The organism is Sphaerisporangium rufum, assembly GCF_016863395.1.
Classification (GTDB): Bacteria; Actinomycetota; Actinomycetes; order Streptosporangiales; family Streptosporangiaceae; genus Sphaerisporangium; species Sphaerisporangium rufum.
The window spans coordinates 1-22,855 of the sequence record NZ_BOOU01000010.1; the positions used below are offsets into that span (position 1 = coordinate 1).

A 22,855-nucleotide genomic window follows, 5' to 3' on the forward strand; every position below is an offset into this window, starting at 1 on the left:
TGGTTCCTTTCGTGGTACGGGCGGTGGCGGGCCGCCGCCGTCTCGGGATGTCACGTCTCGGGATGTCACGCGAACACCCCCGGCCGCCGGCTCGGAGGAGCCGGCGGCCGGGGGCGTCAGGTCAGGCCGCGGTGCAGGTCAGGGCGGGTGCCCGGTTGGCGCCGTTCGCGCTGCCGAGGAAGCCGAACTGCGCGCTCGCACCGGCGCCGAGCGCGCCGTTGTAGCTCACGTTGCGCGCGGTGACGTTCGCCCCGCTGGAGGTGATCTCCGCGCTCCAGGACTGGGTGACCGTCTGGCCGTCGTCGAACCGCCAGGTCACCGTCCAGGACGAGATGGCCGAGCCGCCTGCGGTGACGGTCACCGTGGCCTGGAAGCCGCCCTGCCACTGGCCGGCCAGCGCGTAGGTGGCCGTGCACCCCTTACCGCCCGGCGACGGGCTCGGGCTGGGGCTGGGTGACGGGCTGGGGCTCGGGGACGGGCTCGGGGAGGGGGACGGGCTGGGGCTGGGCGAGGGGGATCCCTGGCTGATGCTGCCCGGGACGGCCTGCAGGGCGGTGTACCAGGCGGCGGCCATCTTGTCGTAGCCGCCGGCGGTGGGGTGGATGCCGTCGATGAGGTCGCCGGTGGTGAGCTTGGCGTGCATGTCGACCAGGTGGACGTGCTTGCCGGCGTTCACCTTGTTCTGCACGATGCCGGGGACGGCCGCGTTGAAGGTGCGGACGTTGTTCTCCTGGCCGGAGTTGGACAGCGGGATCAGCGTGGCCACGAACACCTCGGCGTTCGGCGCGGTCGAGGTGATCTTGTCGATCAGGTTCGACAGCCGCTGCGGCGCGGAGGAGACGTTGTAGTTCTGCAGGATGTCGTTGGTCCCGATGTGCAGCAGCACGGTACGCGGGGTGGAGGACTGCAGCCAGCGCACGATGTTGGCGTCGATCTGGTCGATCCGCCACCCCGGGTGCCCCTCGTGGTCGTGGTCGCCCAGGTTCCCCGGCCCGTTGAACTGCGAGCCGACGAAGTCGACGGTGTAGCGGCCGTTCACCAGCCGCTGCCACAACCCGATCCGGTACCCGCCCGGCACCTGGGTCCCCTCGGTGATCGAGTCACCCAGCGGCATCACCCGCACCCCGCCGTTGGACTCCGCACCCGCCGACCCGGCCCCGAGGACCGTACCCAGCGCGACCATGGCCACGGCCAGCAGCGCCGCGGTGAACCATCGTCTCCACGTAAGCATGATGAACCTCTCTTCGATACCGGCGGACCGGCCCGGCCCGCGGCGGTGCCGGCGGTCGTGCCGCGTTTCCCGGTCTCCTCATCGATCGGCGCTCGACCGCCGGGCAGGCGGACCCCGGGTGTTCCGGGAACCGCCCTCGGGCCGTGCCGGCCGACAGATTGTGAGCGCTAACAGTCGGCCGGTGCGGCGAATCCCGCCTCCGGCGGAACGGATGGGTGATGCTGGTGAGGGGGAGCAAATACCGAGACCGGAGGTGCCGTCAAGGCGGCCGGTTCCGCCCCGGAGAACCCGGCGGCCCGGCACGCCGGACCATCTGGCGTTATCGCGCCGGGCCTGGCCGGTGGGCGGTACGGCGGGTTGAAAATTTCATCACCTGGCCGCCCATCGCGGCGCACTCCGTCCGCAAGTTTCGCGAGGCCGGGACACAGGATGCCGCGCCTGTCGAATCGATCTGGTCGCCGGCACTCTCGAAACTTTCAGCCGCAACTTGACGTATTTCGGGCTCGTTCCCAGACTTGGTCGGCGAGGCGGTACTCCTCCTGCCCCAGGCGGTGGTGCGCGGCAGGAGGAGTGCCGCCTTTGCCCCTCGGCGGCGCGCGTCACCGGCGCCGACCGCGCGGAGAGCTCCGTGGTCCTTCGTCCGTGATCCGGTTGTGGAGGCTCAGGCATGGGATACGACGCGATTCCGGCACCGCGGATCCGGCGGCCGGCCCGGGCCCTGGTGGCCGCCGTGGCCGGAGTCCTCGGCGCGGTGTCCGCGCCGGCCATGACGGCTCCTCCGGCGGGCGCGGCGGCTTCGGCGGTCCAGGTGGCTTCGGCGGCTCACGCGGGTGCGATGGCCTCGGCGGACGCGGCGAGCACGCTCGGTGCGGCGGCCGAGCGGAGCGGCCGGTACTTCGGGACCGCCATCGGCGCGTGGAAGCTGGGCGACGCGCAGTACACCACCATCGCGGCCCGCGAGTTCGACATGGTGACCCCCGAGAACGAGATGAAACTGGACGCCACCGAGCCGGCCCGGGGGCAGTTCAACTTCACCGCCGGCGACCGCGTCCACGACTGGGCGGTGCAGAACGGCAAGCGGGTGCGCGGACACACCCTGCTGTGGCACGCGGCGCAGCCGGCGTGGCTGCAGAGCCTGTCCGGCAGCGCGCTGCGGCAGGCGATGACCGACCACATCAACGGGGTGATGGCCCACTACAAGGGCAAGATCTACGCCTGGGACGTGGTGAACGAGGCGTTCCTCGACGGCTCCGGCGCGCGGCGCAACTCCAACTTCCAGCGCACCGGCGACGACTGGATCGAGGGGGCGTTCCGCACCGCGCGCGCCGCCGACCCGGCGGCGAAGCTCTGCTACAACGACTACAACATCGAGAACTGGACCTGGGCCAAGACCCAGGCCGTCTACGCGATGGTGCGTGACTTCAAGGCGCGCGGGGTGCCGATCGACTGCGTCGGCTTCCAGTCGCACTTCAGCAACCTCACTCCCTACGACGCCGGCTTCCGCACCACCCTGCAGAACTTCGCGGCGCTCGATGTGGACGTGCAGATCACCGAACTGGACATCGAAGGCGCGCCGCCCGCGACCTACGCGGCGGTCACCAACGACTGCCTGGCGGTGCCGCGCTGCACCGGCATCACCGTGTGGGGCGTGCGCGACCAGGACTCCTGGCGGTCCAACATGAACCCGCTGCTGTTCAGCGGCGCCACCAAGAAGCCCGCCTACGACGCCGTCCTCGACGCCCTCAACGCCGCCGCCCCCACCCCCACGCCGACCCCCACCCCCACGCCGACCCCCACCCCGACGCCGAGTCCCGCGCCGACCCCCACCCCGACGCCGACTCCCGGCACCGGGGAGTGCACGGCGACGATGCGGACGGTGGCCGCCTGGAGCGGCGGCTTCCAGTCCACGGTCACCGTCCGGGCCGGCGGTTCGGCGATGTCCGGCTGGACGGTCCGCTGGACCTGGCCGGGCGGGCAGACGATCACCAATCTCTGGTACGCCGTCCACACCGTGTCCGGGGCCACCGTCACCGTACGAAACGCCCCCTACAACGGCTCGCTGCCGGCCGGCGGCTCCACCACCTTCGGCTTCACCGCCCGCGGCACCGCCGCCACCCCCACCGCCACCTGCGCCGCCGCCCCGGCTTCCGCCGCGAAGTGATCGGACACCGAGGCTCATCCCGACTTCCACACCTTCGCCAGTTCGGGCGGCGTCGTCCGCCCGCGCCGGGTGGCACCGGTGGCGGCCGGTGAGAGTGCCCCCGCTCGCCCGACCGGCGATGAAGTCACCTGCCGTTCGTTGCCACCTCGTCGCCCGGTTTGCGAACCTGGAGCATGGACACCGTGGACGCCCCCCGCGACCATGAGCTGCTGATCGCGGCCCGCACCGTCGCCCTGGCCCTCGGCCGCACCCCCGGCGAGGTCATGGAGCTGGCCGTACGCCTGGGCGACGGCGGCCGCCGCCACTGGTCCACCGCTGAACTCCTCCTCACCGCCCTCGCCCACCTCGCCCGCCAAACCCCCACCCGCGCCGCCCCGCCTCCGGTGAACGCCGTCACCCCTCTCTGAGTAGAGTCGGCCGTAGCCCCAGCGGACGAGCCCTCCAGTGATGACCGGCGGACCATGCTGGTACGCCGGCGAGCCGTCACTCGCCGCGTCGTCCTGGTGAACAGGTCAGTTGGTCGTCCGGACGTCGAGATGCGGGCCGATGTAGCCGATGTAGACCTTGACGGTGCCACGGGCGTCGTCATGGAAGTGCATGCGCGGTGCGCTGATCCCGGCACCCCCGCCCAGCCGAATGTGCGACCACATGAAGACCCGCCCGGACGGACTCACCTCAGTGGGCACCCGGAACTCGCGCTGGCGGCGCATCTTGGTGTTGTTCTTGACGGTATCGGACTCGTCCGGGGTGACCTTGCCCGCGGAGATGCTCCGGGCGCCAGGCGGGGTTGCGGCGCACCATCGCCGGAAATCGCCGTTGAACTCGTCCTTCACCACCGCCTCCACGTAGTCCTGCATCGCAAGCAGCGTCATCCAGGTGGTCTGCGCCCAGTTGGACGACTGCGCCTTGCTGTCCAGTTTCCACACCGTCCCCGGGTCGCCGGTGAACTCGATGCGGTCCAGCTCTTCGAGCCGGTCCAGGACGTCGGGCAGCCGGATGGGCAGTCGCACCGGCTCGCCTTCCGGGAGGTAGGCCTCGGCCGGGCGGCCGTCGAGATGGAAGCGCCGTCGCAGCACGCGCAACGAGTCGGACAGTTCGGCGATCGCCTGGTTGGCCACCTCCAGTTCGGCCACGGTGTTCAGCAGATCGTCCGTTAACGTTGCCGCCTTCTCGTCGGAGTTCCTTCGCTCGTGGTCTCCGTATTCCAAGAGTTCGCGAAGCTCGTCGATCTCTTTGTTCAACCGCATGTTCTCGCCGAGCAGGACCGAGAAGTCCATTCCGGCCGTCACCGGAGACTTGCGCGTTACGGGGGCGGGCGATGCGGTGACGGCGGTGCGGTTCAGCCGGACGAGCGCATCCGGTAGCCGCCCGTCGGCGGTGAGCCGCCTGGGCGCCCCGGCCAGTAATCGGGCGGCGGTGTGCTGGTCTGTTTCGATCCTGGCTCCGGACAGGACGCGGTGCCGTGCCGCGTCCTCGTCGAGGGCCAGATCAAGGGCCGGTAAGTAGGTGCGGATCGCGCCACCTCGCACGGAGTACGCGGCGCCGACCGCCTTGTTGAACTGCTCGGCAGCCGGTGGGTCCAGTATGTAGAGGCTGGCCAACCCGGGAAGATGCTTGGTGGTGCACCGGACCTTCTCCCGCCAGGTCTCGAACGGAGTGGTGTCATGGGGAGAGGCGACCACGGTCGGCAGGCGGCGATCCTCGTCCGTGAGGATCTCCAGGAGGGTCTCCACATCATCCGTACGGACCAGGGCCGGTTCCGGAGTGAGCATCGCCCAGTGATCGTAGGCGTCGACCACCTGGAGCAGGCTGCGGACGATGCCCGGCACCGCCGCCCGGTGCGACCGCGGCTCTTCACCCGCATCCACGCCGTCCGCCGTAGGCACATGTTCCACGTCAAGCCAGAACCAGGTACGGTGACCGTCCTTCCGCTTGGCGGGCGCGTGCACGGTCAGCGAGCTGAGCCAGTACCCGTTCCCATCGTGTTCGCGAAGTTGCCATTGCTGCGTTCGCGTCCCGTCGGGCTCCGTGCGGGAGCTGGGCAGCAGCATGATGCCCGGGCCGAGCCGGGCGTGGCCATCGTCGTAGGCCCTGACATCGATCGGCTTGTGGCGGCTTTTCACAACGAGCCAGCTTCTGAGCTCGCGCGCCGCGGTCGCGAAGGCGTCGGCAGGAGCCAGGTTCGTATGGAAGATGGTGCGATAACGTCCAGAGGTCATCGTTTCTCCGGCTTCTTTCGCAGGGGACGAATCAGGCCGTGGCTACTATCGATGAGGAATCAGCTGCTCAGCGTGACATCTTAGAGACATATCCCACGATCTGCTGGTAAGCCCCTCTGGCCGGGGCGCCAAAATCTCGGGCTCGCAGGGTAGATGTGTCTGACGCCGGCCGCGGGGCGGCGGTAAACCTCTGCCTCCTGGTGGCCGTCGTGTTGGAGTGAGGTCTTGTGATCACGGAGCCGCCGGGCGCGGGGACAAGTTCGCCGCGGAACCTGCCCTGACTTGTCGAGCCGTGCTTTTGTGAATCTTGTACACAAGATCTAGTCGGTAGACAGGTGTGCGGGGATCCACTACTGTCCGGAAGGCGATCAGTGCGGAATGTGTGGAGTGCAGGCACCTGGGGTGACCGCTACGGCGCATCCCCGGTTTCTCCAGGTACGCACCCCGGTCGCCGCGGTGTCCCGTCGGGTGTCGTAGGTGAGGGTGGAGCAGGCGTGCAGCCATTGGACCGGTCCGATCCGGTGGAGATCGGTCCCGTGACGTTACGCGGGCGGCTGGGCAGCGGCGGCATGGGCCGGGTCTACTACGGCGTGACCGAGGGATACGAGCCGGTCGCCGTCAAGGTCATCCGGGAGGAGCTGGCCGGCCGCGCCGAGGTGCGCGCCCGCTTCGCCCGGGAGACCGAGGCGCTGCGCACCGTCCGCAGCGCGCACCTGGCCGCGCTGGTCGACGCCTCCGGGCCGGACGAGGAGCCGCCGTGGGTGGCCATCGAGTACGTCCGCGGCGTCAGCCTCCGGGACCTGGTCGACGCCCGTGGCCCGCTGGACCCGGCGCACGCCGCCACGCTCGGCCTGCTGCTGGCGGACGCGCTGCGCGACGTCCACCGCGCCGGGCTGTTACACCGGGATCTCAAGCCCGGCAACGTCTTACTGGGCCGGGACGGACCCCGGCTGATCGACCTCGGGCTGGTGGCCTTCGCCGAAGGCCCCACCGACCTCACCACCTCCGAGTCCACTCTCGGCACTCCCGCCTGCATGTCCCCCGAGCAGGTGAACACTCCCAAGCGGGTCACCGCCGCCACCGATGTGTATTCCCTCGGCGCGACGCTGCTCTTCGCGCTCACCGAGCACTACCCCTACGACGCCGCCAACGTCGCTGCGCTGTTCATGAACATCGTGAACCCGGACGTCCCGCCGGATCTGACCGGCGTCCCCGCCGAGCTTGAGCCGCTGCTCGCCGCGATGCTCCGCCACGATCCCGCCGCCCGGCCCACCGTCCCCGAGGTGTACGCGGCACTGAAGGAGCACGCGACCGCCGGCGGGGTCGCGTTGCCGGCCGCGGTGCGGCGCCTCGCGGTGGCCACCTATGTCGAGCGCGACACCGATCCGCCGGACACCGACCGGCCGCCGCCCCGCCCTCGCCCGCGCGACCTGTCGGAGGTCGTCGCCCCCGGCTCGGTGGTCGCCCGGCTGGCCGAGCGCCTCCGCGACCAGTACGCCGCCGCCGCCCGCTTCTGAGAGGACCACCGTGCAGGAGACCGCCTATCCCCCCGGGGCCCGGATCGAGGTGCGGGACGCGGAGTGGATCGTCCGGAACTGCGAGAAGGCCGGCCAGGACGGGTACAAGATCACCGCGATCGGCGCCTCGGAGTTCGTGCAGGACGAGGAGGCGGTGTTCTTCACCGCGCTGGACCGGGTCGGCCTGCTACGCCCGGAGGAGACGGTGCTGGAGCACGACGGCACCCGCCGGTTCGCGCAGAGCCGGCTCTTTCTGGAGGCCGTGCTGCGCCGCACCCCGCTGCCGCAGACCGAACGGGGCCTCGCGCTGGCCGACCGCTTCCTGCTCGACCCGTTGCTCTACCAGCAGCGCCCCGCCGAGCTGGCCCTCAAGGGCCTGCGCCCGCGGATCCTGATCGCCGACGTGGTCGGCCTGGGCAAGACCCTGGAGATCGGGCTGGTGCTGGCCGAGCTGATCCGGCGCGGCCGCGGCGAGCGCATCCTGGTGGTCACCCCGCAGCAGGTGCTGGAGCAGTTCCAGCACGAGTTATGGACCCGCTTCGCCATCCCGCTGATCCGGCTGGACTCGGTCGGCATCGAGCGTATCCAGCGGGACATCCCGGCGGGCCGCAACCCGTTCACCTACTACAAGCGGATCATCATCTCGGTCGACACCCTGAAGAACGAAGGCAAGTACGGCCGGCACCTGGAGAAGATGGACTGGGACGCGGTCGTCATCGACGAATCGCACAACCTGATCGGCGAGCGCAGCCTGCGCAACCGGCTGGCCCGGCTGCTGGCCCGGCGCACCGACGCGCTGCTGCTGGCCAGCGCCACCCCGCACAACGGCGAGAGCCGGTCGTTCGCCGAGCTGATCAGGATGCTGGACCCGGCCGCCATCGCCGACGACGAACACTACTCGGCCAAGGACATCGAGCACCTCTACATCCGGCGTACCAAGATCAGCCCGGAGGTGCGCGACCAGATGGGCGCCCGATGGCCGGACCGCGGCCCGTCGGTCCCGGTCCGCTGCGCGGCCACCCCCGCCGAGGAGAAGATCTTCGAAGAGCTCACCCAGGTGTGGCTGGCGGCCGGCCGCCCCGCCGCGGGCCCGGCCACCGACCGCAACCGGCTCTTCCCCTACGTGCTGCTCAAGGCGTTCCTCTCCTCGCACCACGCGCTCGCGAAGGCCGTCGCCAACCGGCTGCGCAACGCCACCGACCCCGCCGAGGTGGACGCGCTGAAGACGCTGGGCGGGCTGGCCACCCGGATGACCGACGACGATTCGGCCAAGCTGGCCGCCTTGGTGCGGGTACTGCGCGAGATCGGCGTCGGCCCGCGCAACGAGACCAGGGCCGTGGTGTTCTCTGAGAGCGTCGAGACCGTCCGCTGGCTGGCCCGGGTGCTGCCCGGCCGCCTCGGCCTCACCGCCAAGGGTGCCGTCGACATGATGCTGGGCAACGGCATGTCCGACCAGCAGCAACAGGAGGTCATCGAACGCTTCGGGCTCGCCGACGGCCCGGTCCGGCTGCTCGTCACCACCGACGTGACCTCCGAGGGCGTCAACCTGCACCGCCAGTGCCACCACCTGGTCCACTACGACGTGCCGTGGAGCCTGATCCGGATCGAGCAGCGCAACGGCCGCGTCGACCGCTACGGCCAGACCCGGCAACCGCGGTTCACCGCGCTCATCCTCACCTCCGACGTCGAGGGCGCCAAGGACGACCGGACGGTGGCCGAGAAGCTGCTCGCCAAGGAGGAGACCGCGCACCGCAGCCTCGGCACCGCCGAGGCCGTCACCGGCGAGTACCGCGCCGAACGTGAGGAACGCCGGCTGGTCCAGGACCTGCTGGCCGGCAAGACCGTGGAGCAGTCCATCGAGGAACGCCCGGTGGACGACCTGCTCGCCGACCTGCTCGGCGCGGTCGGCGCCGGCCCGGCCGACCCCGACCCGCCCCGCGCCGAGGTGCCCCGGCTGTTCGACGGCTCCGAGGCGTTCGTCAAGGAGGCGGTGCACACCCTCGGCCTGCTCAAGGACCTGGACGACGACGGGCAGCTGCTCGCCTTCGAACCGCCGCCCGACCTCGCCCACCGGCTCTCGGTGCTGCCCGCCGACTACCTGCGCACCCACGACGTGCGGCGGCGGATGAAGGTCACCTTCGACCGCGGCCTGGCCCAGCGCAAGCTCGCCGAGGCCCGCACGACCAAGACCATGTGGCCGGAGATCGCCTACCTGTCCGACCTGCACCCGATGGTGGAGTGGGTGACCGACAAGGTGCTCGCCCGGCTCGGCCGGCTCAAGGCACCGGCCGTCACCGCCCGGGTCACCGAGCCCACCTTCCTGGTGCAGGGCATCTACTCCAACGCGCTCGGCCGGCCCACCGTGGTCGAGTGGATGGCGGTGACCGCCGGCGGCGTGCTCGCCGAACCGATGACCGAGGTGCTCGCCCGAGCCGGTGTCGGCCCGGCGATGGTCAACCAGGGCAAGGCGTTCGACCTGGCGCCCTACCAGGAGCAGGTGCCCGCCATGGTCGCCACCGCCCGCGCCCACCTGGAACGGCGCCGCGCCGCCTACGAGGCCGAGGTCGTGGCACCGCTGGACACCTACCAGGACCGGCTGGCGCGCTGGCGGCAGCTCACCCTGGAGGGCACGCACGTCTCGCGGCGCGGCCGCGCCGCCGAGCACGTCGGCGAGACCGTCGAACGGCAGGAACACCTCCTCGGCCAACTCAAGATCACCGGGGAGCCGCTGCTGCGGGTCCTCGCCGTACTCGTGCCCCAGGACGGTCCCCGATGAGCTACGACTCGCTGGTCAACCGCGGCGACTACTTCTCGGCGCACTACCTGGCCGAGGTGCTGCCCAAGGACCTGAAGAAGAAGGACGGCCTGCTCGCCCGCTGGACCGAGCAGGAGAAGGCCGGCCGCACCACCCCGCGCCGCGGGCTGCGCGCGCTGGGCAGGCCCTACTTCGCCGGCCGCCCGTTCTTCGCCGGGCTGGACGAGCGGCTGCGCGCCGGCGACCCGATCACCGCCGACGAGCGGGACGAGCTGCACAAGGAGCTGGCCGAGCTGCACGGCGAGGTCCTGCGCGCCCTCGGCTACCGGCCCGAACCGCGCGCGCTGGCGGTGCGGCGCGCGGGGCGCGAGTACGCCGTCCAGGTCGCGCACGCCGACCGGCACCTGGTCGCGCTGGACTGCGGCTGGGCCGCCGACGTGGACGCCGCGCTGGACGACGCCCTGGCCGGCCGGCTGCTGGTCCCGGCCCAGGTGGAGGACCGGGCGGAGATCACCTCCGGGGTCCGGCTCGCCTCCTGGCTGATGGCCGCGGACGAGCCGCCGCGCTACGTGCTGCTGCTGGCCGGCGGCGTCGTCGTGCTGGCCGACCGGGCCACCTGGGGCGAGGGCCGCTACCTGGCGGTCAGCCTGGACGTCGCGCTCGGCCGCAACGACCCGGCCGAGCTGGAGACCGTCGCCGCGCTGTTCGGCGCCGACTCGTTGCTCCCGCCGGAGGAGGGCGGCACCGAGGTGCTGGCCGGCCTGCTCGCCGGCTCCCGCAACCACGCGGTGGGCGTCTCCAAGGAGCTGCGCGACGGGCTCAAGGAGTCGGTCGAGCTGATCGCCAACGAGGTGCTCGACCGCATCCGCGCGCACGGCGCGCGCCCCGAGGACGTCATGGAGCTCGGCGCGCTGGCCAAAGAGCTGGGCCGCGAGGCGCTGCGCTACCTGTACCGCATCCTGTTCCTGCTGTACGCCGAGGCCCGCCCGGAGCTCGGCATCCTGCCCACCGACGACCAGGACTACGTCAAGGGCTACAGCCTGGCCCGGCTCGGCGACCTGGTCGTCCGCGACCTGTCCGGCGAGGAGGCCCGCAACTCCTTCCACCTGTACGAATCGCTGGACCTGCTGTTCCGCATGGTCAACCAGGGCCACCCGCGCCGCACCGGACCGGACGCCGCGGCGGACCCGCCGGGGGAGGGGCTGCGGTTCGAGCCGCTGCGCTCGGACCTGTTCGAGCCGTCGGCCATCCGGCTCATCGGCCGGGACGCCGTCTCGCTGGACGACGACGATCCGGACGCGCCGCGCATCGACACCCGGCTGCGAAACCAGACGCTCTACAAGGTGCTGCGCAAGCTGATGCTCACCAAGGGCCGGCGCAAGCAGCGCGGCGGCTTCATCTCCTACGCCCAGCTCGGCATCAACCAGCTCGGCGCGGTGTACGAGGGCCTGATGTCCTACACCGGGTTCATCGCCACCGAGGAGCTGTACGAGGTCGCCAAGGGCGGCGACCCCAAGGACGGCTCGTGGATGATCCCGGCGTCCAAGGCGGCCGACTACCCCGAGGAGGTGTTCGTCCCGGCGGTGGACGAGGACGGCGTGCGCACCGGCGAGCACGTCCGCTACCGCGCGGGCGCCTTCGTCTACCGGCTGGCCGGCCGGGACCGGGAGACCAGCGCCTCCTACTACACCCCCGAGTCGCTCACCCAGGTCACCGTACAGCTCGCCCTGCGGCACCGGCTGGACCAGGACGGCACGGTCACCGGGGCCCGGGAGATCCTCGGCTGGAAGATCTGCGAACCGGCGCTCGGCTCCGGCGCGTTCCTCAACGAGGCGATCAACCAGGTCGCCGCCGAATACCTGCGGCGCCGCCAGCAGGAGCTGGGCGTCTCCATCGACCCGGTGCGGTACGAGGAGGAACTACAGAAGGCCAAGGCGTACATCGCGCTGCACAACTCCTACGGCGTCGACCTGAACGAGACCGCCGTCGAGCTGGCCGAGGTGTCCATCTGGCTGAACGTCATGCACCCGGGTTTGCAGGCCCCGTGGTTCGGCCTGCACCTGCGGCGCGGCAACTCGCTCATCGGCGCCGGCCGCCGGGTGTACGACCCGGACCGGCTCACCAAGGGCGGCTGGCTGAAGGAGGCCCCGCACGACCTGCCGTTCTCGGCGGGCGACCTGCCGGCCGGCCAGGTGCACCACTTCCTGCTGCCCGCCGAGGGCTGGGGCGCGGTCGCGGGCGCCAAGGAGGCCAAGGAGCTGGCGCCGGAGCAGGCCAAGCAGCTCGCCGCCTGGCGGCGGCAGCTGCACAAGAGCGTGTCCGCCAAGAAGCGCCAGGGCCACAAGCTGAGCCAGCTGCAGCGGCTGCAGGCGCTGGCCGGCCGGGCCGAATACCTGTGGGACCTGGTGAAACAGCGGCTCACCATCTCCGAGCGCGAGATCAGCCGGCGGATCGACGTCTGGGGCGCCGACTGGCTGGACCACCCGGAGAACGCGGTCCCCAAGGAGAAGGTGTACGCCGACCTCACCGCCCCGGGCACCCCGTACTGGCGGCTGAAGAAGGTCATGGACGCCTGGTGCGCCCTCTGGTTCTGGCCCCTGGACCAGACCGCCCTCCTCGACGGCACCGCGGACATCTACCAGACACCCGCGCCCGCGTCGCCCGCTCCCCAAGCGCCGGCCGCTGCCGCCGTCCCGGCCGCCGAACCCGCCCGGACCGCACGGCTCTACGTCACCGACGCCCTCTTCCCCGTGGGCGACGAGCAGACCGCCCTGGACGCCGACCTCGGGGCACCCCTGGAATCCTCCACCCAAGAGCCCTTGGACGTCTCCGCCCAGGAACCCTCCGCCACCACACCCACCACCTCTGCAAGGCCCAGTACCTCCGCAGAGCCCACCACCTCCGCAGGGTCTACCGGCTCTGCCCGGCCGATCGGCTCCGCAGGGCCTACCGGGTTCACCCGGCCCACCGGCTCTGTCCGGCCGGCCGGCCGCAGGACTCGGCCGGCGTTCGAACCGCTCCGGGAGACCATCCCGCTGGCCACCCTGGACGACTGGCTCGACTTCGCCGAAGCCACCCTCGGCCGCGCCGACATCCCGCCGGACTCCCTGGTCGCCGACTTCGCCTCGCTGGCCGCCCTGGAGGAGTACGAGGACGAACTCCAGTCCTGGATGGGCATGGACTCCGGCTTCCGCCTCACCACCCGCTTCCCCTGGCTCCAGGTGGTCGAGACCATCGCCGACCGCCAGGCCTTCTTCCACTGGGAACTCCAGTTCGCCCAAATCTTCACCCAAGGCGGCTTCGACCTCCAGGTTGGCAACCCTCCGTGGTACCGGCCACGCTGGGAAGAGGGACCGATCCTTGCTGAGTTCGAGCCGTGGTTCGAGCTGTCCGACAAGCCACCGGTGGCCGAGTGGAATCGCCGCAAGCAAGCGGAGTTGGAGCGCAATCAGCGCAACAGGCATTACGTCCAGGTCGAGTTGGCGGCCAACACAGGCGCAGTTGCCGTGCTGGGCTCTCCGGCGATGTACGACCTGCTGGTCGGTACACAGCCCAACCTCTACCGCGCCTTCATGATCCGAACCTGGCGCAACCTCGGCACGGTGGGCATATCCGCCCTTATCCATCCGGACAGCCACTTCACCGGAGCCCAGGAGGGTAACCTGCGCGCCGCAACCTACCGTCACCTGCGCCTGCACGCTCACTTTCAGAATCAGCGATTGCTCTTCGCGGACATTGACTGGAGCAGACAGTACGGCGTGCAGGTGTACGGTCGCCCTCAGCGAATCGAGTTCACTCATGTCAGCTGGCTTTTCGATCCAAGCGTATTGATGGAGTCGTTTGATCACGATGGGACTGGTGAGCGACCAGGAATCAAGTACAATGGATACTGGGACCTGCGTCCGCATCGGGAGCGGCTTGTCACGGTGAATGAAGGCGTGCTGGCTGACTGGCGAATGCTGACCGGTGAGCTAGACAGGCCGATCGACCAGACCAAGCTCCTCTACCCGGTGACCACGGCGGAGCAAGGAGCAATCGCCGCCCTCTCCCGAGTGGAGCGACGTTTAGGGGACTGGGATCCACGGATCAGTCGCGGGTATGACGAGGCAAATGCCAAGAAGGACGGTATCATTACTTGGGATACCGGTCGCCCTAACGATTGGTCAGAAGTGATCCTTCGGGGGCCGCAATTTACCGCTGCGACTCCCTTTGCCAAGCAGCCGCCCAACACCGGTCGCAATGACCAGGCCATTGATCTGACAACCCTAGGTGATGAAGCCATACCTTCGACCGACTATCGTCGCTCGATAGATATTAAGTCATATCTATCGACGCAGGATTCGTGGTTATGGGACGTTCGCGAGGCGCCGAGGCGATATACTGAATTCTATCGGCTATTCTGGCGGGAGATGATACCCAACAACACGACTCAAAGTCTTTTTGCTGCGATTATGCCACCCGGGCCTGCTCATATTCATGGCGTTAGGAGCATGGCTCTGCGCAGCGGTAGAGAAATTGCGCTTGTCGCAGGTTACTGGGCATCATTACCGATAGACTATTTGCTCAGACTTACTGGCCGAGCTCACCTGGATGTGGCTGAAGCGAAAATTTTACCTGTGCCAGATCCGGATCACTCGTTATCGGAAGCGCTTCTCCTCCGAGCGATGCGATTGAACTGCCTCACTAGGGCTTACGCGAATCTCTGGCGTGAGCTCTACAAGAGCAGCTGGGCTAGTGACGTTTGGGCAGCGGAATGGCCGGGACTTCCGCCGCTTGGCGAGACCGGTCCTTCGTGGGAGCGGGGCACGCCGCTGCGTACAGAGCGGGCGCGTCGGGCGGCGCTGGTGGAGTTGGATGCGCTAGTCGCGTTGATGCTCGACATCGACGCCGAAGAGTTGATCGCTCTTTACCGCTCGCGCTTCCCGCAACTCCTCACCTACGAGAGTGCCATGTGGTTCGACGCGAACGGCCGGAAGATCGCGGAGAACTTCAATGCCTACGGTCACGGGCAGACCAAGCAGCACTTCGAGCAGTTGATGGCGCATCTCGATCCGGAGGTCAATGGGCCGGTGCCCGATGGGTACACGGCGCCGTTCTACAAGGCGGACCGGGAGGCCGAGTATCGGCAGGCGCACGCGGTCTTCGCCGAACGCCTGCGCCGATCCGGCTACCAGGCGCCGGGTGGGGCCGGCGGGGAGGATGGCCGGTGACCATCACCATGCACCTGCCGGCGGCCCGAGGCGTGACCGGTGGGAGGGCCCCCGGCCGGCAGATTCGGCTGGTGGTGGCTGTCCGGGGAAGCCGCTTCGGCGTCGCGGTCGAGTTCGCGAACGGGTTGACAGCAGATGTCGCCCGGCTACTATGGGTGGTGCGTGGCTCGCTCGGAGTCATGAAGTGGAGCCGGGTTAACCTCCGCAGGTGGTGGCCCGGCTTTCGCGTGTCACCGGGTCACCGCGGTTCGCAGCCCACGCTCAACACTCCCGCCAGCCCGCCCGCCATCGGGTCCTCGTCACGGGCAAGTGCCTTGGCGGTGCTGCTGACGATCACGTTGGCCGATGCCCGCGGCGGATCGGGGGGTCTCCGGTCCGGCGGGTCGATTCGGATGGCCGGCCGAGGCTCGCTCGTTGCGCAGAGTGAGTTGACAGCCACGGAGGCGAGCGGGTTAACTGTTCTCAACTGCACCACCCATCTCGGTGGGTGGCCCGGAGCCCCGTCCAGTGGACGGGGCTCTATGTCTTTTTCACCATCGCTGCGGCCGTCTGATCTTGCCGTCCACCCCTTGGAGTTGGTCGGGCAACTGGCAGGCCCGCAACATGCCGGTGTTGATCTGTCGGAAGAACGTCGGCCGCGCTGCGATGAGGTCGACCGCCCGCCGCTCGTAGGGGTAGGGATTGGCCACCCCGATCGAGAGGCCGAGGGCGTGACGGACGGCCCGAATCGGCTCCGCAAGGTCGGCGTCGTTGCTGACGACCAGGGCACAATCGCCGTCCCGCCGGAAGGCATCGAGGAGCAACGCCGTCGCGAGGTTGACGTCCGAGCCCTTCTCTTCGGTCTTGTAGACCTCAACGGTTCGAGGGCCACCGGGTGGTGGGAAGGCCAGCGGCATCCGGGTGACCCGCGTCTGGAACCGGCCGAAGTGGACACTCAGGTGCGGGATGGTCAACAGCGCCCGCAAGTAGATGTCCTGGCGGCTGGGTGCATCTGGGTCGTCAGGTCGCGCCGTGACCCTCGCGGTGAAGTAGCGAATCCGGTTGACGTCGCCCACCCGGATCAGTCGCCTGGCGAGAGCGTCGAGATCAAGCCACTTGTACGGCGTTCCGCGCAGGCAGCCGTAGTAGAGGTTGAACCCGTCCACGTAGACGTTGGTAAGCACAGGGTAAATATAATGTCACGATCAGTGATAGCCACCACGATCGGTCGAATCCGGGTTCGGCACCTGGCCCCCGTCAGGACATGCCGGCCGCCGTTGCCCTACCGGGAGGCCGCGTGAGACCGACCCTGGCCGCTGAGGAGTTACGGCGGAGTCTGACGCAGTACCTCACCACGACGTTCGCCCTCGCCGATCCGCCGGTGCGCGAGGCGCTGGAGCGGTTCCTCACCGACCCCGAGCAGGGCATCTTCCGCGGCCCCTACCTGCGCATCCGGACCCCGTTCCGCCCGGCGGAAGAAGGCTGGCGGGACGTGCTGGGGTGGGCGCCGCCGGGGTTCACCCCGTACCTGCACCAGGCGCGCGCCTTCCGGCGGCTCAGCACCCTCGGCAAGGCCGCCGAGCCGACGCTGATCACCACCGGCACCGGGTCCGGCAAGACCGAGTCGTTCCTGGTGCCGGTCCTGGACCACTGCCGCCGCGCGCGGGCCGCCGGCCGGGCCGGGGTGAAGGCGGTGCTGCTGTACCCGATGAACGCGCTGGCCACCGACCAGGCGCACCGCATCAACGAGCTGCTCCAGCAGGACGAGCTGCACGACGTCACCGCCGGCCTCTACATCGGCGACACCCCCGAGGTGGCCTACCGCAAGGTGATGACGCAGCGCGCGGAGATCCGCCGCAACCCGCCGGACCTGCTGATCACCAACTACAAGATGCTGGACCTGCTGCTCCAGCGGGTCGACGACCTGCCGCTGTGGCAGGACGCCGGCCTGGCGTACGTGGTGGTGGACGAGTTCCATACCTACGACGGCGCGCAGGGCACCGACGTGGCGATGCTGCTGCGCCGGCTGGCCGCCGCCACCGGGCACTCCCGGCCGGGCCGGCCGCTCGGCGACATCTGCCCGGTCGCCACCTCCGCCACCCTGGGCGAGAACGGCACCGCCGCGCCGGGTGAGGACGACGGCGGGCTGCTGATCCGCCAGGTCGCCGCCCGGGTGTTCGGCACCGACTTCCCGGCGGCCTCGGTGGTCGGCGAAGACCGGCTCACCGCCGAGGAGTTCGTCGGCGACATCGACGTGTCCCTGCCGCTGCCCGGCCCGGACGAGCTGTACGCGTGCGGCGACCCGCTGCGCGACCCGGCCGCGATGGCCCGGGTCGCCGCCGCGGTCACCGGCCAGGACGGTCTCGGCCCGGCCGAACTGGGCGCGGTGCTGCGGCGGCACATCCTCACCCAGGCGGTGCTGGACCTGCTCGGCGACGGCCCGCGCACGCCGCAGGAGATGCTGGAGCTGCTGCCCCGGCGCGGCGCCTACAACTGGGGTGCCTACATCCGCGACAACCCGGCCCGGGCGGCGACCGCGCTGGCCCGGTTCGTCGCGCTGCTGTCGCACGCCCGCGACCCCGAGGACGAGCGGCGGCCGTTTCTGCTGGTGGAGACGCACGTGTGGGTGCGCGCGGTGTCCCGGCTGCTGCGGCTGGCCCACCACACCCCGGCGTTCGCCTGGATCGGCGAGCCGCCGGTGGTGGACGCCGACTCGGCCTTCGACGTGCTGGGCCGCACGATGCTGCCCGCGATCTACTGCCGGCACTGCGGCCGGTCCGGCTGGGCGGCGTACTCCCCGGAGCGCGACCCGGCCGAGCTGGTCACCACCCCGGAGAAGATCTACCGCGCCGCCGTCGGCAACGAGCGCAAGCGGGTCCGCCCGCTGATCCTGGCCACGCCCGGCGAGGTCGAGGCGGCCGATCCGAACCTGGCGGTGCTGGACGGCGAGCGGGTCCGCCCCTACGATCCGGCGGCCGACACCTACGGGGAAGGCGACGCCGTCTTCGTCCTCACCGACCTGGCCACCACCCGGGAGGCTGATAACGCCGCCGCCCAGGACCGCTGCCCGGCGTGCGCGATGGACCAGGGCATCCGCTTCCTCGGCGCCGGGCTGGCCTCGCTCGCCTCGGTGGCCATCACCCAGCTGTTCGCCGGCGACCAGCTCCCGGCCGGGCAGCGCAAGACCCTGCTGTTCAACGACTCGGTGCAGGACGCCGCGCACCGGGCCGGGTTCGTGGCCAACCGCTCCTACACCTTCTCGCTACGCCGGCTGCTCACCTCGCGGCTGGACCCCGAGACGCCGATCCTGCTCAACGACCTGATCGCCGACCTGGCGGCGGCGGCCAGCGAGGCCGGGGTGCTGCCCGCGGTGGTGCCGCCCGACCTGCACGACCGGGGCGAGATCGACGCGATCCTGGCCGGCGAGACCACCGGCACCGCCGAGTCGTGGCGGCTGATCGGCGAGCGGCTGGCGTTCGCCGCCGTGCTGGAGTTCGGGCTGCGCTCCCGGCAGGGCCGCACTCTGGAGATGACCCGGACCGCCGCCGCCGAGGTGCTGCTGGCCGACCCGTGGAAGATCGCCGAGCTGGCCCGGGACGCGCACACCGCCACCTCCGGCATGATCGAGCCGCAGGCCGCCGAGCGGTACCTGGTGCTGGTCCGCGGCCTGCTGGAGAGGCTCCGATATCGGGGGGCGATCAAGCACGCCTGGCTGGACCGGTGGCTCGGCAACGCCGGCACCAGCCGGTACAACGCGATCTGGGGGCGCCGCCCGGACGGCATGCCCGCCTTCCCACGCGGGCTCAGCGCCCCGGCGTTCATGATCGACCGGCCCAAGAAGAACTCGGAGTTCGACCGGATCGACGCCGACCAGGCCTGGACCCAGGACTGGGCCACCCGCTGCCTGCGGCTGAACCGCGGCCAGGCCGGCGAGTACCTGTCCCGGCTGCTGCCCATGCTGGCCGACGAGGGCGTCATCGCCCGGCGCACCGCCGACGACGCGGCCACCGCCGTGTACGGGCTGCAGCCGGGGCACGTCCAGGTGCGGCTGCTGGCCGACGCGCACGCCGACGAGGCGGGCATCGGCTGCGACCGGTGCGCCTGGGAGCAGACCCTGCCGCCCGAGCAGGTCGCCGCGTGGTTCGGCCAGCCGTGCCCCCGCTACCGATGCGGCGGCCGGCTCACCGACCGCGGCACCCAGAACCGGCGGGCCGACTACTACCGCCGCCTCTACCTGGGCGAGGGGGTGTTCCGGGTGGTCACCGCCGAACACACCGGCGCGCTGAGCCGCCGCCAGCGCGAGCTGGTCGAGCAGCGCTTCCGGGCCGGCGACCGGTACACCGACCCGAACGTGCTGTCCTGCACGCCGACGCTGGAGCTGGGCATCGACATCGGCGACCTGTCGGCGGTCATCCTGGCCTCGCTGCCGCCGGGCCCGGCGAACTACGTGCAGCGGGCCGGCCGGGCCGGCCGCCGCACCGGCAACGCACTGCTGGTCACCATGGTGGGCGGCTCGCCGCGCGACCGGTACTTCCTGGACGAGCCCCGGGACATGATCGCCGGAGACATCGTGCCGCCGGGCGGCTATCTGTCGGCGGTGGAGATCCTGCGCCGCCAGTACGTCGCGCACCTGGTCGACCTGTGCACCCGCGGCCGGTTCCCCGCCGTGCTGCCGCTGCCGCGCCGGGCGTCGGCGCTGTTCGGCGAGGCCGGCTGGCTGGCCGGCTTCGTGCCCGCCGCGCTGGCCGACGGCGCCGCGCTCGCCACCGGGTTCCTCGCCCTGTTCGGCGCCTCGGTGAGCCCGGAGGCCGCCGCCGACCTGCGCGCGTTCGCCACCGCCGGCCTGGCCGGCGCCGCCCGCCGCGCCGAGCAGGTGTGGGAGCGGCGGCTGGCCGACCTGCGGGACCGGCTGGCGGTGATCGACACCGCGGTCGAGGCGCTGGTGGAGGCCGACCCCGAGCAGGAGCGGATCAAGCGGTCGCTGGTCGCCGAGCGGCGGGCGGTGGCCCGATTACTCGGCGAGACCGGCCGGGGCAGCGCGCAGGCCGCCCTGGTCGAGCTGGGCCTGCTGCCCAACTACTCGCTGCTGGACTCGGCGACCTCCCTGGAGGCGACCATCACCTGGGAGGAGGAGGTCCCCGGCGGCAAGCGCTACCACAGCGAGGTCCGCGAATACCAGCGGCCGGCCCGGCTGGCCCTCACCGAGCTGGCGCCCGGCAACTCCTTCTACGTCCGCGGCTACCGCCACGAGGTGACCGGGCTGGACGCCGGCACCCCGTCCCGGCCGGCCTTCGAGGACTGGCGGGTCTGCCCGGACTGCGGGCACGTGCGCACCTTCCACGCCAAGGACGACACCGCGCCGTGCCCGCGCTGCGGCGGCACCGACATCGGCGAGGTGAGCTCGCTGCACCAGGTGCTGCGCCCGGTCCGGGTCACCGCGCACGACCGCCGCGACGACGCGCAGATCCGCGACGACAACGACGACCGGCTCCGGCGCTACTACGAGACCGCGGTCGCGGTGGACGTCGACCCGGCCGGCATCGCCGCCGGCTCCTGGCGGCACGCCACCGAGGTGTTCGGGGTGGACTTCACCCGGGACGCCGCCGTCCGCCGGTTCAACCTGGGCGCCGCCCGCCAGGACCGGCCGGCCGAGACGCGGTTCGCCGGGCTGGAGGTCCGGCCCAACCCGTTCCACACCTGCCCGTCCTGCGGCGGCACCACCGTGGACGGCCCGCCGTCGGCCGGCGAAGGCGACGGCCTGGTCGCCACCTCCTCCTACGACCAGTCGCGCCGCCACCACCGGCCCTGGTGCCCGTTCCGGCGGGCGGCCCGCGACACCGAGCACGTCAAGCTCATCCTGGCGCACGAGCTGCGCACCGAGGCGCTGCGCATCCTGCTGCCGGTGGCGACGCTGCTGGCCGAGGAACGCACCGCGTCCTTCCAGGCCGCGCTGATGGCCGGCATCGCCGCCCGGTACGGCGGCGACCCCGACCACCTGGCCATCGTCACCGCCACCATGCCCGACCAGGAGACCCGGCGCCGCCGCCGCTTCCTGGTGCTGCACGACACGCTGCCCGGCGGCACCGGCTACCTGCACCGGCTCGCCTCCCCGGAGGGGTTCCACGAGGTGCTGGCCGAGGCGTTCCGGATCGTCGCCGGCTGCCGCTGCAAGGAGGAACGCGGCCGGCGCGCCTGCCACCGCTGCCTGCTCGCGCACGTCCCGGGGAGCATGTACGACCGGGTTAGCCGGGCCGACGCGCTGGAGATGCTCGGCGACCTGCTGGCCGACTGGCGGATCACCCCGGTGCGGACCACCGGCGACATCTCGCTATGGGACCAGATCGAGAGCGAGCTGGAGGCCCGCTTTCTCAGCGGCCTGGAGGCGTGGGCGCGCCGCCCCGACACCCCCGGCACGCTGGCCCGCGGCGAGGTCGTGAACGGCCGGCGGACCGCCGACCTACGCGTCGAGGGCCCGGACGGCCTGGTCCGGCACTGGCGGCTGACCCTGCAGAACACCATCCGCGGCACCCGGCCGGACCTGCTGTTCGACCTGGTCGACCCCGAGCCGCAGCAGGTCGCCGTCTACCTGGACGGCTACGCCTACCACGCCTCACCGCAGGTCAACCGGCTGGCCGGTGACGCCGGCAAGCGGGCCCGGCTGCGCGCGCACCGCGGCCTGGTCTTCCAGCTCACCTGGGACGACCTGGACGAGTGGGAGGCGCGGGACTTCGCCCCCGGCGACGCCAAGGCGCCGTCCCGGGCGCCCTATCTGAACAACGCGCAGATGGTCGCCCGGGATTACTACAGCCGGACCACCGGCCGTGACCCCGGCGAGCTGAACCTCACCATGTGGGGCAACCCGGTGGAGACCCTGCTCGCCTACCTCGCCGAGCCCGATCCGCTGGTCTGGCTGCGCCGCACCGAGGCGGTGTGCGCGGGCGTCCTGCCGGTCGCCACCGCCGGCAGCCGGTGCGAGCCGGCCGGCGTCCCCGAGCGGGTCACCGCGGCGCTGCGCGGCGACCGGCTGCCGCCCGGCCCGGCCGGCTCGGTGATGGTGTGCACCGCCGCCGACCTGGCCGGGTGCCCGCTCACCCTGGTCGTCGCCGGGCGGGCGTGGAGCGCGTTCACCGTGGTCGACGACCGGGACGAGACGATCCGCGCCGGCGAGACGGCGCACCGGCGGCGCTGGGCGGGCTGGCTGTACTGGGGCAACCTGCTGCAGCTCCTGGACGCCGGGGCCGGCGACGGCGGCCAGCTCGCCCGCACCGGCCTGGACGACTTCGACACCGCCCGGCTGGCCGCCGCCGGCGGTGACGGGTTCCGCACCATGCTCAGCCTGCTGCCGCTGGACGACGACCTGACCGACCCCGGAGACGCCACCCCGGTCGTCCCCCGGCCGGTCATCGAGCCGGTCCCGCCGGTCGACCCGGCGCCGGTGGATCAGGAGGCGGGCCTGCCGGGCGACTGGGAGCAGGTCCTCGACCTGCTGGACCCGGACGAGCCGGGGCTGGCGGCGTTCGCCCGCGCGCTCGCCGAGCAGGGCGTGCCCGCGCCCGAGGTGGGCTACGAGCTGGGGGAGCAGGCCTGGCAGGCCGAGCTGGCCTGGCCGGCGGCCAAGGTGGCCATCGTGCTGGCCGGCGACGACCACGAGGCACACCGCCGAGACGCCGCCTACGGCGCGGCCGGCTGGGAGGTGCGGATCGCCCCGGACTGGACGGCCGAGTCGCTGGCCGGCCGGATCGGACCGGTGAAGTGAGGACGCGGGATCACGGCGCCGCCGGGC

At 71.2% G+C, this 22,855-nt stretch carries 9 protein-coding genes; 6 read left to right on the plus strand and 3 right to left on the minus strand.

Going from position 1 to position 22,855, the window contains the following annotated elements; genetic code table 11:
* Positions 1–121: 121 nt before the first annotated feature.
* Positions 122–1,231: a cellulose binding domain-containing protein gene (locus tag Sru01_RS35285; RefSeq protein ID WP_239136846.1), complete on the minus strand. Its 1,110-nt coding sequence runs from the start codon at positions 1,229–1,231 to the stop codon at positions 122–124.
* Positions 1,232–1,898: 667 nt separating this feature from the next.
* Here Sru01_RS35285 and Sru01_RS03290 point away from each other — a divergent pair.
* Positions 1,899–3,392: a glycoside hydrolase family 10 protein gene (locus tag Sru01_RS03290; protein ID WP_203982331.1), complete on the plus strand. Its 1,494-nt coding sequence runs from the start codon at positions 1,899–1,901 to the stop codon at positions 3,390–3,392.
* Positions 3,393–3,574: 182 nt separating this feature from the next.
* Positions 3,575–3,799 (plus strand): hypothetical protein, encoded by a 225-nt coding sequence (locus Sru01_RS03295; protein WP_203982332.1) that lies wholly within the window; start codon positions 3,575–3,577, stop codon positions 3,797–3,799.
* 105 nt (positions 3,800–3,904) lie between these two features.
* Here the strand turns inward: Sru01_RS03295 and Sru01_RS03300 are convergent, their stop codons facing one another.
* Positions 3,905–5,611, minus strand: a complete 1,707-nt coding sequence (locus tag Sru01_RS03300) for a hypothetical protein (RefSeq protein WP_203982333.1) — start codon at positions 5,609–5,611, stop codon at positions 3,905–3,907.
* Positions 5,612–6,105: 494 nt separating this feature from the next.
* On the opposite strand from Sru01_RS03300, the gene Sru01_RS35290 reads away from it, so the two are divergent.
* Genes Sru01_RS35290 through Sru01_RS03310 form a run of 3 tightly spaced genes read left to right on the plus strand, consistent with a single transcriptional unit; the run spans position 6,106 to position 15,093 of the window.
* Positions 6,106–7,128 carry a serine/threonine-protein kinase gene (locus Sru01_RS35290; RefSeq protein ID WP_239136847.1) on the plus strand — a complete coding sequence of 341 codons (1,023 nt, stop codon included), beginning with the start codon at positions 6,106–6,108 and terminating at the stop codon, positions 7,126–7,128.
* A gap of 10 nt (positions 7,129–7,138) precedes the next feature.
* Positions 7,139–9,904: a DEAD/DEAH box helicase gene (locus tag Sru01_RS03305; RefSeq protein ID WP_239136848.1), complete on the plus strand. Its 2,766-nt coding sequence runs from the start codon at positions 7,139–7,141 to the stop codon at positions 9,902–9,904.
* Positions 9,901–15,093 (plus strand): dermokine domain-containing protein, encoded by a 5,193-nt coding sequence (locus Sru01_RS03310; RefSeq protein WP_203982335.1) that lies wholly within the window; start codon positions 9,901–9,903, stop codon positions 15,091–15,093. The genes Sru01_RS03305 and Sru01_RS03310 overlap by 4 nt, the downstream gene beginning before the upstream one ends.
* A 530-nt stretch (positions 15,094–15,623) precedes the next feature.
* Here the strand turns inward: Sru01_RS03310 and Sru01_RS03315 are convergent.
* Positions 15,624–16,256 (minus strand): NYN domain-containing protein, encoded by a 633-nt coding sequence (locus tag Sru01_RS03315; protein WP_203982336.1) that lies wholly within the window; start codon positions 16,254–16,256, stop codon positions 15,624–15,626.
* Between the two features lie 113 nt (positions 16,257–16,369).
* Here Sru01_RS03315 and Sru01_RS03320 point away from each other — a divergent pair, with 113 nt between their 5' ends.
* Positions 16,370–22,828 carry a DEAD/DEAH box helicase gene (locus Sru01_RS03320; RefSeq protein WP_203982337.1) on the plus strand — a complete coding sequence of 2,153 codons (6,459 nt, stop codon included), beginning with the start codon at positions 16,370–16,372 and terminating at the stop codon, positions 22,826–22,828.
* The last annotated feature ends 27 nt before the right edge of the window (positions 22,829–22,855 follow it).

Coding starts and splice junctions, on each gene's coding strand:
- Sru01_RS35285 (WP_239136846.1), bottom strand. CDS start 1,231: ATGCTTACGTGGAGACGATGGTTCACCGCGGCGCTGCTGGCCGTGGCC.
- Sru01_RS03290 (WP_203982331.1), top strand. CDS start 1,899: ATGGGATACGACGCGATTCCGGCACCGCGGATCCGGCGGCCGGCCCGG.
- Sru01_RS03300 (WP_203982333.1), bottom strand. CDS start 5,611: ATGACCTCTGGACGTTATCGCACCATCTTCCATACGAACCTGGCTCCT.
- Sru01_RS03310 (WP_203982335.1), top strand. CDS start 9,901: ATGAGCTACGACTCGCTGGTCAACCGCGGCGACTACTTCTCGGCGCAC.